We start from the raw sequence: 14,626 nt of genomic DNA on the forward strand, positions 1-14,626 counted from the left end.
CCCTTTGTGGATATGATATAGCTATCATATATGGAAGCGGGCAGGGCTTCAATAACGGCTGCCGGATGCTCGCAGCCGTCAGGCCGGCAGGTTGAGACGGTTGTGCAAAGCGGTTATACTCAGTGGACGCAGGTTTTTCAGCATGGAATCACTGGCAGTACTATATTTTCTGTTGAATGGGGGATGGCAATTGAATGACACAGCTGACGATAAGCAGTTAATTCTGCTTATTGCACAGAAAGACTCGAATGCCCTCGAACTGCTCTATGACCGGTATGAACGGGTCATCTATAGCTTTGCTTACCAGATCGTGAAGGATTCGATGGCTGCCGAGGAGGTTATGCAGGAGCTGTTCCTGCGCCTGTGGAAGAATGCGGGGCAGATTGACTTCGGCAAAGGCAAGCTGCTCACCTGGATGTTCGCGGTGACCCGCAATCTGGCGATCGATTATCTCCGTAAGCGGGACGCCAGGCTGCCGCGGCAATCCGCCGATTCCGGGAATTTGGAGCAGGTTCAGGACCACAGCGCGCTCACCGAGGATCTCGTTGAGCTGCAGATGGCGGGGGAACAGATCAGAGAGGCGCTGCTGGGATTAAGCCGCGACCAGCAACAGGTAATGGATATGATCTATTACCAGGGCTACACCCAGCAGGAGGTAGCACAGCTTGCGGCAATCCCGCTGGGCACGGTCAAGGGAAGAGTCCGGCTGGCGATGAAGCAGCTTCACAAATCGTTACGGCACTGGGGAAGGAGGGATCATGCGCATGAGTGAACACAATGAGGAACTCTGTGAATTGGCCGAATTATATACGCTGGGCGCATTGACGGCGGAGGAAATGCAGCAATTCGCTGCCCATGCGGCAGAATGCGCGGAATGCAGAGAACTGGTGGGGGAATACCGGCAGGTACTAGACCATCTTCCGCTTGCATCCGAGCCGGTTGACCCGCCCTCCGGCATGAAGGAGCGCATCCTGTCACGGGTGCTGGAGTCCGGGAATGCGGGTGCACCGGCAGTCCGGCCGGAGACCCGCTTGAATATCCAGCCTGATGCAGAGCGGGCTGCGGAGCATGAGCCAGCGAGGACTCCTCCAGCAGAGCAGGGCTTGCCCCAATTAAACATCCCGGAGCCCAAGAGAACCCGCTTCTGGGGGTACCTGAGCCTTGGACTGGCTGTGGCTGTACTGCTCCTGGTCGTCTACACCGGCCAGCTGCGCGGAAATGTGTCTGAGCTGAAGCAGCAGCTGGCCTCCGGCACCGGACCGCTCCAGGGGCTTAAGGTGAATGAGGCAGTAGCACTTAGTCCGGCGGGAGAAGGGATTACCGCCAAAGGTACAGCAACAATTGTCGCAGACCCTACCGGCACCCATCTTGTACTTCAGGCAGAAGAGCTACCCGAGCTTACTGGCACGGAGGTCTATCAGGTATGGCTGATCAAGGGGGACAAGCCGGTGAATGCGGGCACCTTCATCTCACAGGACGGAAACGGGGCACTGTATTATTCCTTTGACCCGAAGGCCTATGATACCATAGCCGTTACACTGGAGCCGGATGGTGCGGGCGTTACCCCGCGCGGGAAGATGATTCTCGCAGCGCCGATTAAGCAGGGTTAGCAGCGGAGTAACGTAGATAGAGCGGGATCTACTGCTATTCAAGCAGAACAGCCGGGAGGGCTCCCGGCTGTTTTTGTGCAATATGAGGTGTTATATGAGCAGATGAACGAGAATGGTGAGGTTGCCTTACATTAATTTGATTGAAATTATTTATTGCGCTGGATATCCACGGTTCCGGGAGGGAAACCATGCGTTCTGCTGCACCGGACTATCCATACCGAAAGGGCCAGCAAGACAAACAACGCCCATGGGAACGATACAACGCCCGTTGTTTCGAGAAGAATTCCACCGGCTATACCGCCTCCGCCAATGGCCAGATTCCATGCGGTTACAAGCATGGATTGCGCTACATCTGCGCTCTCTCCGCCAGCTGCAGCAATGGCTGTTTGCAGCAGCGTGGCTGCTCCCCCGAACGTTAAGCCCCATACAGCAGCTACTAGATAGATTACAACAGGCTTGCCGCTTCCAATGCTGAGCAGAACAGATGCCAGTGCAAATGCGGTCAGGCTAATCAGAACCAGCAGCCTCAGATGACGATCAATCCACACGCCTGTTAACCAGATGCCAAGAAGTGCTGTAATCCCGAAAATAAGAAGCACCAGATCCACGCGCCCGGATAGTCCGGCCAGAGTAAGGTACGGTGCTATATAGGTATACAGGATATTGTGGGCCAGTACCCAGGCCAGCACGACAAACAGGATCGGCCGCACTCCGGGGCTTGTGAACACCTTATTTAGCGGGAGCCGCTTATCCGCAGCTTCTCCTGGATAGTCCGGCAGCTTCCAGAGTATCCAAAGGGTTAGCAACAGAGCGAACAGTGACAAGACTCCAAAAATATTACGCCAGCCTGCAAGGTCACCCAAGAATGTTCCGGCAGGGACTCCAAGCGCCAGGGCAAGTGGTGTTCCCGCCATTGCAATAGCCATTGCCCGTCCCTTAAGCTGCTCTGGTACCATGCGCCGGGTATAGCCTGCGATCATTCCCCACAGGACACCCGCGCACACACCCGCGAAGAAACGGGCCGCAAGAGTCAGAGGGTAACTCGAGGATACGGCAGTAACGGTATTGAATATGAGGAAGCCAAGGATGCATAGTAACAGCAGAGGTCTCCGCCTCCAGCCGCGTGTTACTGTGGTCAATGGAATGGCGGCGAGTAACGAGCCCAGGGCATAGAGGGTAACAAGCTGACCTGCCATGGCCTCGGTTACTCCAAGACCCGTACTGATCTGAAGGAGGAGTCCGGCGGGAATCGTCTCCGTCAGAATACAGATAAACCCTGTCATTGCCAGAGCAATCAATCCAGCCCAGGGAAGACGTTCTGGAGCAGGGGGAGTGGAGCTTTGCTGCGGAGAAGCAATTGTGCCGCTGCTCATCGCAATTGTCTTATTGGTGTTGTTCATGACGGGTCCAATCTGCCGTAGATGGCATTGCACAAATCAACCGTGAACGGACCAGACATACCCTCCAGTGCGGTATTAGTAAAGGCTACCACACTTAGCCGCTGCTTGACATCGACGAACCACGAATGGCCATAGGTGCCGCCCATGCGCCAAGTGCCAAGGGACTCCGCAGTGTTGGCGGCAGCAGGATCTTTAAGGACGGTCATCCCGAGGCCGAAACCCCGTCCCGGCCAGAAGGGCATGGGCAGATCTCCAATCTGGTTGGCCGTCATTTCGCGGACCAGAGACTCCGGCAATAGCGGCGCTCCGCCCCTCCGCAACGTCTCCAGCAGCTGCAGGAAGTCTCCGGCACTGCCGACCATACCGGCTCCGCCGGAAGGAAAGGCAGTGCTGTCTAACGCCCGGTCCGGGGCAAGGCGGAAGCCTGCCGTTCCTTCTACGAAGGCCAATCTGTCCGGATTCTCCATAAGCCGCAGTCCCGGAACATCATCGGCATAAGCTGAGGTCAGGCGCTGCGGGTCTACGGCAACGAAGCTGGTATCCGTCAGATCGAGGGGGCGAGTAATAAGTGAGCGGATCGTTTCACTGAGCGTGTTCCCGCTAACGTTAGCAATTACTGCTCCCAGCACATCTGTTGCGATAGAATATCTCCACTGGGTGCCAGGATGATAGAGAAGCGGAACAGACGCGAGCCGCTTCAGGTTCTCTTCAAGCGTGATACCGGACTGATCCATGCCATCGGATACGCCAGCCTGCTCATAGGAACCGCCTTCTTCCTGAAAGAAGCGGTAAGTCAGACCGGCGGTGTGTGTCATTAAGTGACGGACTGTCATTGCTGGAGTCTCTCCGTTCTCAAGCCGTGGCTGAAAGCCCGGCAGCCACCGGTCTACACGGTCATCCAGCTTCAGACGCCCTTGCGCCACCAGAATCAGAGCAGCCGTAGAAGTATACGGTTTGGATACCGAGGCGAGCCGGAATAATGCGTTCTCCCGCATAGGCTGGTTTAGCTCGCGGCTCGCATAACCAGCAGCACGGCTGTAGATGAGTTGCCCATCTAATGCTACCTTTATGACAACACCTGCCAGGCGCTTGTCTGTTATTGTCTTGTCAATTACCTTGTTAATGCGTTCCGGGAGCATACTCAACATCCTTTCGCTACAGTTAAAGCAGCCACTGCTTCTGCTTTACTATTGTAAGTAAAGTATATAAAATAAATTAACTTGAATACATGAGCCATTAACGTTAAAATCCGCCTTATACATTTAAAGTTAAGGTATTTTAAATAAATAATCTTAAAATTAAAGGAGGGGTCAAAATGGACTCTATTGATAAGCAAATTCTGTTCCATCTGCAAAATCAGGCGAGAATATCCATGACAGAGCTGGGGAAGAGCGTAGGTCTGTCTCAGCCAGCAGTAACGGAAAGAGTTAAGCGTATGGAGGAAAGCGGAGTGATCAAGGAGTACCGGACGATTATCTCGCCGGAGAAGATCGGGAAACAGGCCGCAGCTTATATCCTTTTCCACTCCAGAGAGTGTCATGCTTTTGTGGACTTCTGCCGTGCCCATCCCGATGTCGTAGAGTGCTACCGCATCAGCGGAGAACACAATTATCTGTTAAAAGTCATGTCCGACTCTACACAGGGTCTTGAGGAGTTTGGGAATCAGTGTGATAAATACGGGAATTATACGATTCTGATCGTTATGTCATCGCCAATAGATCATAAGAATCTCCTTCCTTCGCTGGAAGAAGCAGGTGAAAATCTGCTTAAATAGAGATAAGCAATCCTAACAATATTCCTTGACGGGAATATTCCTGATAAGTTATATTGAGAATGTACCCAGATACTAAAAGGCTGTATAAAAGGAATATGGAAATGATGGACACAACGACATTTAGCGCACTTGCTGAGCCTACCCGCCTGCGGATGGTTGAGATCCTGAAGGACGGGCCTATGAGCGTAGGCGATATCGCCGAGCGGCTCGCGCTCCGTCAGCCTCAGGCCTCGAAGCATTTGCGTGTGCTGCTGGAAGCCGGACTGGTTGAGGTGGAAGCGGCGGCTAACCGCCGGAACTACAGGCTGCGTACGGAGCCGCTGGAGGCTATGGATGCCTGGCTGGAAGCTTACCGCAAGCTGTGGAATGAACGCTTCGACAATCTGGATGACTATCTGCGGCAGCTGCAGTCCGAAGACAAATGAATGACTATCAGGAGGGATTAGGAATGTCTGGCACAATGATTTCCCGAGTCGAAGGTCTTGAGCTGGTTCTGGAACGTGTATTCGCTGCACCGCGTGAGCTGGTATTCAAAGTGTTCTCTGAGGCAGAGCATCTGAAGCAGTGGTGGGGACCGCGCGGCTGGATTGTTCCCTTCTGCACTGTTGATTTTCGTCCGGGCGGCATCTGGCATTATTGTATGAAATGTGTGGATGAGCAGCAGGGGGAATTCTTCGGAATGGAATCCTGGGGCAAGGGCATCTACCATGAGATTGTCGATGGCGAGAGATTTGACTATACCGATTATTTCTCCGATGCCGAAGGCAATGAAACGGAAGGTATGCCGTCTACACTGGTCAGTATGAGGTTCGAAGAAGTTGAGGGCGGGACGAGGCTGGTCAGCCGGTCGAAGTATGATTCGGAGGAAGCGCTCAAGACGGTCATGGATATGGGGATGGAGCAAGGGATCACCGAAACCTGGGACCGGCTCGAAGAGCACCTGCAATCCATTCAGTAACTTGAAGGAATATAGGTTGAACGTTCATAGAGAGGTTGTCTTGATGCCGGGTGTCCGGCCGAGGCGACCTCTTTTTGAGATGGTCCGTTATAGGGTTTACCTTAAAAGGACGGCGTAGCCGTTTCTACTTGTGCTTTTCCGGTGAATGGGTAATAGCGAATATACTGACAAGAAGCAGTCCTTCGGAATAGGGGACAGGCTTGTTTTGCAGTGTCCAATTAGGGGGGCCAAAGGCATGGATGAGGCGTTGCTGGAACAGGTGAAGCGTTGGCATGAAGAAGATGAATATCAGCAGATTGTGGACCGTATTCTGGAGATTCCGCCGGATGCAAGAGATTATGAGTGTATCGGCCAATTAGGCAGAGCTTACAATAACCTGGGTGAATACGGGGAGGCGCTGGAGCAGCTGCGCAGCATCTCCAGGGAAGGCGAGGATGATCCGCTGTGGCAATTCCGCATAGGGTATTCCTACTATCACCTGAAGCAGTATGAGCAGGCTATTCATGCGTTTGAACGTGCGGAGGCGCTGGAGCCGGGAGACGGGGATACTGCGAGAATGCTGGAGTGGAGCCGGGAAGGCGCACTGCGTGAGACAAGAGAGCAGGCAAGACGCGCCGAAGCGCTGGAGGCCTTGAAGGTGAATAGAGAGGGTGGCGGTAGAGACCTTGGTGCATTCCTCGACTACTGCGCGGATTTCTGGGAGGACAGCGACTATGCCTTGAAGTCGTATGTCTCTCCGCTGCCCAGTGACGAGCTGATTGCCTCTGTGGAGCAGGAACTGGGTTATAAGCTGCCGGCCTCTTACATCGCCATGATGAAGCAGCATAACGGCGGGATTCCGCGCAATACGTGTTTTCCGGTGAATGAACCCACTTCCTGGTCAGCAGATCATGTCGCCATTTCGGGAATTGCCGGGATCGGCCGCGACAAATTCTATTCCCTCTGCGGAGAGGTGGGCAGCCGCTTCATGATTGAGGAGTGGGGCTACCCCGATATCGGCGTGGTCTTCGGCGACTGTCCCTCCGCAGGACATGATGTCATTATGCTGGATTACCGTCACTGCGGCCCGGAAGGGGAACCCGAGGTGATTCATGTGGACCAGGAGAGCAACTATGAGATTACGTTCCTGGCCCCGGACTATGAGACTTTCATTCGCGGGCTGGTGAATGAGGAGGTCTATGATACCTCGGAGGAGGATAAGCAGGAGGATCTGCGGAAGGTAGGGTCCGCGCCATTCTCTCCGCTGCTTCAGGAGCTGTGCGACCAGGTTACCGAAATGGACGATATAGAGGGCGTTATCCGCAAGATATGTACCCGCATTGTTGAGAAGAAGGGCCATTTCTCACTTCATGTGGACGAAGAATCCACCCTGATGTATGATTTGCAGTTCTGGCTCTATACCAGCGCTTACCCGAATACGAGCCGTGACCAGTATCTTGAGATTTATTCCAAAATGATCGCGTTCGGCGGTGAATTCAGCACAGGCGGATATGCCCCGGGCTTCATCTCGGATTGGCTGGATGAGCGGATCCGGCAGGGAAGGATTGTAGAGACTGAAGGGATGCTCAGGTTCACGGATGAGGCGAAGGAACAATTGCTTGAGAAGCTGAAGGAAGCAGAAGTAGGGGGAGCTGTAGATCTGAAGCCTTTTATAATCGTGGAGCAGGATAACGGCGGCAAGTCGGTCATTCTGAGCGTTGGCAATTATAAGACAGAGGTATTCGCTGCACGGGAGGAGGAGGGCTTCGAGGGCAATGGATATGATTGGGGCTCGCTGGCAGCGGTATTCCTGGAGGAAAAGATGCCCGAGCTGGCCGGTATTATCCACTTCGACCCGGAGGCAGGTATGTTCTGCGCCTATTCCTCCGACGCTGAGGCGCTGGTTGCCTTCGCCACTGCCTTCAAGCTGGCTTGCGAGGATGATGTGCTCATCCGCGATTTGTTCTCGCGTGCAGAGCTGGACTAGCGCGGATAAGACAATAACGGGACTGCCTGTATTATAGGGCGGTCCTGTATTGTTATAAGAGTACTTTCGAGGAACTTTATGGATCTTTTTGCGTCTCTCATATATAGAATGTAAAATTTAGGAGGGTGTATAATGAGGAAGTTGATCCTATGTTCATCTATTGTTCTATGTGCTGCGTTTCTGGCACCGGTAGCACATACGGCGTCTGCAGCAGGCAAGAGTCCCAAAGGAACACAAGTAGTTGTGAATAATAACGATTTAGAAGCCAAAGACATTCTTAACAAGAAGAATCAGGTGTTTTTTAGCCTGACTTCACTCCAAAGCTTAGGCGGGTTAACGTTTGCCTGGAATAATGCGACTAAGCAAGTAACCGTGGAGGGGAGTGGCACAAGTCTGCAGTTGACCATAAATAATACAACAGCACTGAAAAATGGAGCTTCCGTTTCCTTAAGCGCTGCTCCATTTATTCATAATGGCAAAACCATGATCCCTTTACGTTTTGTTGCCGAAGCGTTGGACGGTTCAGTAATTTGGAATCCAGACACCCAAACGGCATTTGTGTCAAAACCAAGCGCGAAATTGTTGGCTGATGTGAAGAGCAGCGAGTTAAGCACTGCAAGAAATGTTGCGATTAATCTTCCCAGAGTTTCACAGCTCAAGGAGGACTTTGAGCCCTCGCTGGAAACCGCCAGTCTCCAATATTATTTTCCGGCGACTACAAAGGACCGGTTCATCGAGGTTAATAATAATGTAATCCGTTACTATCAGTTGACGAAGAACACAGCTTACCTTAAGTGGCAGGCTCTCACTGGCGACAAGGCCGGTAAGCAAGAGAACCTTTATTTCATAGGCCGCTCTTTTACGCAGCAGGATGGTTCCTTACCGGATTTTACAGCTACGACCTTCGCAAGCTTTCGCTGGATGCCTCATATTACTTCCACGGGGTATGGTTTGATTAATAAGGAGAACTGGAATGAGGTTATTTATAAAGAAGCCGAGGTTCCTCAACCTAAACTGAAGGAAAATTATATTATTGTGGATATTCCAGAGGAACAATGATGGGTGATCCTATGGTGGCTGTTCTGGGATTGCCGTGACTCTAGAGAATGTAAGGCTGGGTGTCCGTAACCGCCCAGCCAACGTTCAACTTGGCCCACATATGTAACTGTAGTGCAGTGACGCTGCCTCAGTTAGTTGCTCTTGTGTCCATCCTTTGGCCTTTCTGAGTTCACGTATCCGATTTCCTACACATTATGGTAAATTCATGGTATCACCTCAGGAATACTTATGTCTCAAAAGCTCCTTTAACCTCGCTAACAATCCTCTGCAAAGTGCTGATTTGCTTTACGCTCAACCCGCTGACAATAACCGCATATTCATCAAGAGCTTTCGGTACCGCTTTTGGACATGCAACGTCCGCTTGTCTATTATTTTGGGTTCAGTCATCTGATGTGGGGCAGCGCTTATCAAAAGCAGCAAAAGTATGACGACGCTAGAGAGAGGGTATACCGCTATGCTGAGCTGGGCTGGATGGAGGATTTAGGGGTAGAAGGGGAGGCAATTGCCGAGGAGTTCAGAGGATTGGCACGTGCTAACCTGTATATGGTTGAGATTCTCTCAGGGCAGACTGGACTTCTGGAGGAATATTTCTGTTTCTTGGAGAATAATCCTGAAGAGCTGCTGCCCAATATGGGCTTGATGTCAGAGATCTACTAGACCGCTATGCAGAACAGAGTGAGGGGTTTGGAGCGTACGAGGATAGAGATAACATCTCGCATTATTACTGCTATTGTTATCACTTGGCGTTATTTGAAGCGCTGCGTGAGAGAGTGACGGCAGAAGAGAGCAGAAGGTATGATGGGGTGCTGGCAGATTGTCGGGCGAGGTTGTTCTAGAGCCTTCCTGAGGCGTGAACGTGCAGAGCTACAATTCGGCGTAGCGTGTTGCTGAAGTTGTTTGGGGAGGTTACCGCATCTCCATTCCCATACAAAGAACTTACGTTCCTTTAATGCCGAGTATATTGCAAAGCAAAATAGAAGCCTCCTATTGGATAGGGCTTCTATTAAGTAACGCTAAGCATAGGTATAGCAACAAAAGTTCAGCGTTGTATGATGTTGAAATTGCTCACTCTTTTGCCGCCACTATCAACTCTTTGGAATCAATCACTAACCCGGCAGATTGGATAAAGTCAAAGCCAAGAATACCATCAATCTCCATGCCGTAGTCCATTTCCCCAATTTCTACTTCAAACCCTCCCAGAGATACCTCTCCCGTACTCACAAAATCAAACTGCTTGGAATAGACGACTTCTACTCCGCCTACACCCCTGATTTTGTTCAGAAAGTCGCCAGGTTCAATTTGAACCCCGATGGCATCTACCACATCAGCGTTGAAAATAGTTCCTGCCGAGCCTGTATCCAGCAAGACATTCTTCAAATGAAGCTCTTCACCGTGGTAACAAATGATCACTTCGATAAAAGGCAGCCCGTATCTCACGTCAATCCTCATCTTGGCCCGCGTACCCCCGCCCATTTTTCCCGAAGCTTCAGCTCCTCGCGGGATGTATGAAAAAAGCCGTACTCCCGGTATGGCTGTTCACGATGCAATTCATAGTAGCGTTTCATGGCAACCGTTGAATCGTCGAAACGATCAATGAGAGCCACTTCGTCAATAAGCCAGTACCCGTCTTCCGAACGAGACTTTAACGCCTCACAGACCACCCACTCATCAGGGAACTGCTCGCGGACATCTTCCCATCGCATCCTCATCACCTCCGGATAACCTAACTTGCATTTACTCCCAGTATAGCACAAAAGCCCAACCAGAGAATGTTAAGGCTAGGCTTAAACCATGATGAACCCCTGTCCAGATTAACCATTGTGGTGTTTTATGGACAAGGGGACAAGACCCGTATGGTTGGAATCACCAGACTATTGCCCCCGCATCCCAACACAATGGCGTGTAGCTCATTTGCGTTTATTATGTTCCGTTTGCATTACTAAACTTGCTTAGGCTTTGCCGGGCGAAGCATGTTCCCGACCAGCCGCAGGCTTTGTCTGCGGGTCATGAAGCGGGAGATCTGGGCGCCCAGGTAATTGCGGAATCCGGGGACAATGTACTGTTTTCCTCGGGCCATAGCGCGCAGTGTAATTGCCACTACCCGCTCAGGCGAGTCCTTCGCGCCGCCGACGGAAGCATCCTCCGTACCCACTACGTTGAAGAAATCCGTCTCTGTTGAGCCTGGGCACAGGGCGAAGAATTGCACACCGCGATCACGATTTTCCCAGTAGAGGGCATCGGTAAAGGACAAGACAAAAGCTTTGGTCGCCCCATAGACGGCCATATAAGGCAGCGGCTGAAAGCCTGCCGTAGACGAGACATTGATAACGGCGCCTGACCCATTGTGGAGCATTGCGGGAAGGAATAAATGAGTCATATCCACTACAGCGGCGACGTTCAGCATCACCTCATCATGCTGGCGCTCCCCGGAGACCTGCTCGAACAGGCCATGAGTGGCGAAGCCTGCATTGTTCACCAGCAGATCGATGCTCAGGCCTAACTGCTGGCAGGTCTGATACAACTCTCCGGCAGCACCTTGAAGCGATAGATCCTGGGGAATCACCCGGCACTGAATTTCATGGCTTCGGGTCAATTCGGCTGCGAGCGCATCCAGTTTGTTTTTGGATCTGGCTACCAGCACCAGATGACTGCCTTCCTTGGCTAATTGTCTTGCGAACTGTTCGCCGATTCCCGAAGAGGCCCCGGTGATCAACGACCATTTTCCTTTAATATTCATAGTTTTTGCTCCTTCTACAACGGTGTTATGGAAACAACGTTACCAAATTGCGAAAAAAATATGACCGATCCTAGCGGGCATAAGTTCGTTCGTAGTGGCATAAGTTCTTTCTCAGCCGTATACGTCCGTGTTCGGCGGCGTTAATACAATTGGTAACACTGTTTCTTATATGAATCATAGTAACCAAAAGAATACTGCTGTGTCAATCTGTTTTTTTCGCATGAGGGTTCAATTGACAACCTATGTTCAAATGTTTAGAATTCCTGTTAGAACCCGGCAACTCTGTTGCTGGTCAATAACATGATAACCGAATGAAGGTGATTCTTATCCGTAGCGAAGACAAACCTGCACCCTCCACGGGGCGGGTATTAAAAACATATCAGGAAGCCCGTCTGCAAAATACGGAGAATCTCCGTAAGCTGGTGGTGGATGCCGCCGCTGCCATTCTCCAGGAAGAGGGGCCAGAGGCCGTTACGGTGCGTAAAGTATCGCAAAGGATGGGCTGTTCCACCAAGATCATCTACAGTTTATTTGTCAATAAAGAGGGTTTGGCCCAGCAATTATATCTGGAGGGCTGCAAAATACTGGCCCAGCGGTTTGAAGAAGTGCCGGCTTCTTCAGATCTGTTACAGCATCTGCTGGATCTGGGCGAAGCCTTCTGGCAGTTCGGACAGGAGCACAGCAGCTACTACAAGCTGATGTTTGGAGGAGCTTTTGCCGAGTTCAAGCCGGATGCGGAGAGTATGCAGGGAACACTGACCGCCATACGCCAATTACAAGTTCTAATCATTACCGCCCAGCAGCAGGGACTGATTTCGGACCAGGAAGAGACCGGGGCTCTTGTCGCCGCCATATGGTCATCGCTGCACGGTGTAATTCACCTGTATATGGGCGGGTTCCTTGGCGATGCCGATGCCGCCCATACCATATACAAACAAACCATGGTTCTGCTGTCCAGAGCCTTATTCGCAGCATCTACACCGGACAGAGGAGCGGATAGAGGATGATCGCATTAATCCTGGCTGCGGGGTATGCCACCCGTCTGTATCCGTTAACGCTAGACACCCCGAAGCCGCTGCTGCCGGTGCAGGGAAGCCGGACGATCCTGGATCTGCTGGCCGCCCGGCTGGAGGTGCTGGAGGAGATTTCGGAGATTCTTGTGGTGACGAATGACCGCTTCTTCCATGCTTTTGAACAGTGGGCCAGGCAGTATCGGGGGAGCAAGCCGGTCCGTATCCTGAACGATGGAACTTCTTCTCCTGAGGGGCGGCTAGGCGCGATTGGCGATATCCAGTTTGTGCTGGAGCGGGAGCAGCCGCAGGAGGATCTGCTGGTGCTGGCAGGCGATAATGTGCTGGGCTTCGGCCTGGCGGGGTATCTGGACTATTTTCACAAGGTGGATACCGATTGTATTCTGGTGCGGACGGTGGATGATCCGGCAGAGCTGCGCAGTATCGGTGTGGCGGAGCTGGATGCGCAGAATCGGGTCTTGTCGCTTGAGGAAAAGCCGCAAGCGCCCCGCTCGAACATTGGCGTATTCGCGCTGTACATCTACAAACGGTCTACGCTGCCGCTGTTCTCCCGTTATCTGGCTGAGGGGGGCAACCCGGATGCGCCGAGTTATTTTCCCGAATGGCTGCATTCCCGTCAGGAGATGCGGGCCTATTATACGGAGGGGACGATTGATGATGTTGGCACCCCGGAGGCCTATGCGCAGATGCGGGCGAGGCTGGGGGAACAGGCAGAGTAACCTGGGTTAAAAATCAAAAAAACGCACGGGTACAGAGAGAATTTCTCATTCCCGTGCGTTTTATTTGGCAGAGAAAGGGTAGTCGAGCGGTTCTTGGAGATTATCTATGATTCAATACAATTGGGCCGCCGCCTCTGGAGTAAAAGCTTGAATCTCTTCCAGCCTGCCCTCACGGATTTTCTTCGCCCATGCCGGATCACCCAGAAGTGCGCGTCCAACCGCTACCAGATCGAACTCCTGGTGGTCCAGCCGCTTCAGCAGCTCCTCCATCCCTTGATGGTCTGCTTCCCCGCCTTCAGCGGGAGCATTGTCCATGCCTACGGAACCAACGGCAATCGTTGTCTTCCCGGTAAGCTTCTTCACCCATCCGGCGAGACCCAGCTCCGAGCCCGCGAATTCCGGGTCCCAGAACCTGCGGGTCGAGATGTGGAAAATATCCACCCCTGCCTGTACCAGCACATCCAGGAATTGCTCCAGCTGCTCCGGTGTATCCACCAGCTTCGCCATGTAATCCGCCATCTTCCACTGGGACAACCGGATGGAAATCGGATAATCCGGTCCGACTACAGCGCGGACGGCCTGGATAACTTCGGCTGCAAACCGGGTACGCTTCAGGAAATCGCCGCCATAGCGGTCCGTCCGCTGATTGGTTATTTCCCAGAAGAACTGGTCAATCAACAAGCCGTGACCGCCGGAGAGCTCTATTCCGTCGAAGCCAGCTTGCTGTGCATTCACTGCCGCATCGGCATAGGCCTGAATGACCCCGGCAATTTCTTCTTCTGTCATCGGCTCGCTTATCTTGTTCCCCTGCATGTCGAGTCCTGATGGCCCGATTGATGGTGCATCCGGATGAGGCTGAGAACCCATGGGCCGAATCATTCCCATATGTGCCAACTGCGGAAAAATGATACCGCCGGCCTCATGAACCTGTCTAACGACTTCACGCCAGCCGTTCAGAGCGGCCTCACCAAAGAGATTAGCCAGTCCCGGATCACTGCTTGCTGCCGGATGGTCAATCATACCAACGGTGATGATTAGCCCCACCCCATTCTCAGCACGGCGGCGGTAATACGCTGCCATATCCTCACCCGGTACTCCCTCCGGTGAAAAAGCACGCGCCATCGGTGACATTACAATCCGGTTGGGTATAGTTAATTGTTGAACCGTGTACGGTTCAAATAAGGTCTCCAGTGAATGGATTTGCTCCTGTTGTTTAGCCATGGTTAACGCCTCCTGTAGGTTGAATGATTATTCTCAAAGCGGGGTATGAATGCAATAGTAACAAGCTCCAATCCTCCCTTCAACCAACAAACTGCCCAAGTTGTTGCTTAAGCTAAAAGCCGGAAAAACTGTCGTATTGGCAGATCCTATT

Annotated in this window: 16 protein-coding genes and 1 pseudogene; 10 read left to right on the plus strand and 7 right to left on the minus strand. The window is 52.2% G+C overall.

Annotated features, from left to right (window positions below; translation table 11 throughout):
• The first annotated feature begins 190 nt into the window (after positions 1–190).
• The gene (locus MKY64_RS28655) at positions 191–772 is read left to right on the plus strand and encodes an RNA polymerase sigma factor (RefSeq protein ID WP_036691711.1); all 582 of its coding nucleotides are present in this window, start codon (positions 191–193) and stop codon (positions 770–772) included.
• On the plus strand, positions 765–1,610 hold the full coding sequence (locus MKY64_RS28660) for an anti-sigma factor (protein ID WP_340957220.1): 846 nt from the start codon (positions 765–767) through the stop codon (positions 1,608–1,610). The genes MKY64_RS28655 and MKY64_RS28660 overlap by 8 nt, the downstream gene beginning before the upstream one ends.
• A 146-nt stretch (positions 1,611–1,756) precedes the next feature.
• Here MKY64_RS28660 and MKY64_RS28665 read toward each other — a convergent pair whose 3' ends face one another.
• Both MKY64_RS28665 and MKY64_RS28670 read right to left on the minus strand, forming a co-directional pair.
• Positions 1,757–2,983 (minus strand): MFS transporter, encoded by a 1,227-nt coding sequence (locus MKY64_RS28665; RefSeq protein ID WP_340958193.1) that lies wholly within the window; start codon positions 2,981–2,983, stop codon positions 1,757–1,759.
• A gap of 23 nt (positions 2,984–3,006) precedes the next feature.
• Entirely contained in the window at positions 3,007–4,149 is a 1,143-nt protein-coding gene (locus MKY64_RS28670; RefSeq protein WP_340957222.1) for a serine hydrolase domain-containing protein, read from the minus strand.
• Positions 4,150–4,325: 176 nt separating this feature from the next.
• Here MKY64_RS28670 and MKY64_RS28675 point away from each other — a divergent pair, with 176 nt between their 5' ends.
• From MKY64_RS28675 to MKY64_RS28695, 5 genes are all read left to right on the plus strand, one after another.
• Complete coding sequence (locus MKY64_RS28675; protein ID WP_173134098.1) at positions 4,326–4,784, plus strand: Lrp/AsnC family transcriptional regulator; 459 nt, start codon at positions 4,326–4,328, stop codon at positions 4,782–4,784.
• A 104-nt stretch (positions 4,785–4,888) separates the two neighbouring features.
• Positions 4,889–5,209 carry an ArsR/SmtB family transcription factor gene (locus MKY64_RS28680; protein ID WP_209987492.1) on the plus strand — a complete coding sequence of 107 codons (321 nt, stop codon included), beginning with the start codon at positions 4,889–4,891 and terminating at the stop codon, positions 5,207–5,209.
• A gap of 23 nt (positions 5,210–5,232) precedes the next feature.
• Positions 5,233–5,742: an SRPBCC domain-containing protein gene (locus tag MKY64_RS28685; RefSeq protein WP_340957226.1), complete on the plus strand. Its 510-nt coding sequence runs from the start codon at positions 5,233–5,235 to the stop codon at positions 5,740–5,742.
• 235 nt (positions 5,743–5,977) lie between these two features.
• Complete coding sequence (locus MKY64_RS28690) at positions 5,978–7,708, plus strand: Imm51 family immunity protein (protein ID WP_340957229.1); 1,731 nt, start codon at positions 5,978–5,980, stop codon at positions 7,706–7,708.
• Between the two features lie 132 nt (positions 7,709–7,840).
• Positions 7,841–8,767 (plus strand): copper amine oxidase N-terminal domain-containing protein, encoded by a 927-nt coding sequence (locus MKY64_RS28695; RefSeq protein ID WP_340957231.1) that lies wholly within the window; start codon positions 7,841–7,843, stop codon positions 8,765–8,767.
• Between the two features lie 93 nt (positions 8,768–8,860).
• On the opposite strand, the pseudogene MKY64_RS28700 reads toward MKY64_RS28695, so the two are convergent.
• Positions 8,861–8,944, minus strand: a pseudogene (locus MKY64_RS28700) (helix-turn-helix domain-containing protein); the annotation flags it as partial.
• A 165-nt stretch (positions 8,945–9,109) separates the two neighbouring features.
• On the opposite strand from MKY64_RS28700, the gene MKY64_RS28705 reads away from it, so the two are divergent.
• On the plus strand, positions 9,110–9,424 hold the full coding sequence (locus MKY64_RS28705; protein WP_340957233.1) for a hypothetical protein: 315 nt from the start codon (positions 9,110–9,112) through the stop codon (positions 9,422–9,424).
• Between the two features lie 408 nt (positions 9,425–9,832).
• On the opposite strand, the gene MKY64_RS28710 is transcribed toward MKY64_RS28705, so the two are convergent.
• The 3 genes from MKY64_RS28710 to MKY64_RS28720 all read right to left on the minus strand — a co-directional run bounded on the left by MKY64_RS28710 (position 9,833) and on the right by MKY64_RS28720 (position 11,504).
• Positions 9,833–10,204 carry a retropepsin-like aspartic protease gene (locus tag MKY64_RS28710; RefSeq protein WP_340827684.1) on the minus strand — a complete coding sequence of 124 codons (372 nt, stop codon included), beginning with the start codon at positions 10,202–10,204 and terminating at the stop codon, positions 9,833–9,835.
• An 8-nt stretch (positions 10,205–10,212) separates the two neighbouring features.
• On the minus strand, positions 10,213–10,470 hold the full coding sequence (locus MKY64_RS28715) for a hypothetical protein (RefSeq protein WP_076080793.1): 258 nt from the start codon (positions 10,468–10,470) through the stop codon (positions 10,213–10,215).
• 236 nt (positions 10,471–10,706) lie between these two features.
• Positions 10,707–11,504, minus strand: a complete 798-nt coding sequence (locus MKY64_RS28720; RefSeq protein ID WP_340957235.1) for an SDR family NAD(P)-dependent oxidoreductase — start codon at positions 11,502–11,504, stop codon at positions 10,707–10,709.
• Between the two features lie 311 nt (positions 11,505–11,815).
• Here MKY64_RS28720 and MKY64_RS28725 point away from each other — a divergent pair, with 311 nt between their 5' ends.
• The gene (locus tag MKY64_RS28725) at positions 11,816–12,511 is read left to right on the plus strand and encodes a TetR/AcrR family transcriptional regulator (protein WP_340957238.1); all 696 of its coding nucleotides are present in this window, start codon (positions 11,816–11,818) and stop codon (positions 12,509–12,511) included.
• Entirely contained in the window at positions 12,508–13,254 is a 747-nt protein-coding gene (locus tag MKY64_RS28730; RefSeq protein ID WP_340957240.1) for a sugar phosphate nucleotidyltransferase, read from the plus strand. Before MKY64_RS28725 ends, MKY64_RS28730 begins: the two co-directional genes overlap by 4 nt.
• A 111-nt stretch (positions 13,255–13,365) precedes the next feature.
• Here the strand turns inward: MKY64_RS28730 and MKY64_RS28735 are convergent, their stop codons facing one another.
• Positions 13,366–14,475, minus strand: coding sequence for an NADH:flavin oxidoreductase (locus MKY64_RS28735; RefSeq protein ID WP_340957242.1), 1,110 nt, complete (start codon positions 14,473–14,475; stop codon positions 13,366–13,368).
• Positions 14,476–14,626 lie beyond the last annotated feature (151 nt).

The sequence above is a fragment of the Paenibacillus sp. FSL R7-0210 genome, assembly GCF_038009085.1.
Classification (GTDB): Bacteria; Bacillota; Bacilli; order Paenibacillales; family Paenibacillaceae; genus Paenibacillus_AQ; species Paenibacillus_AQ silagei.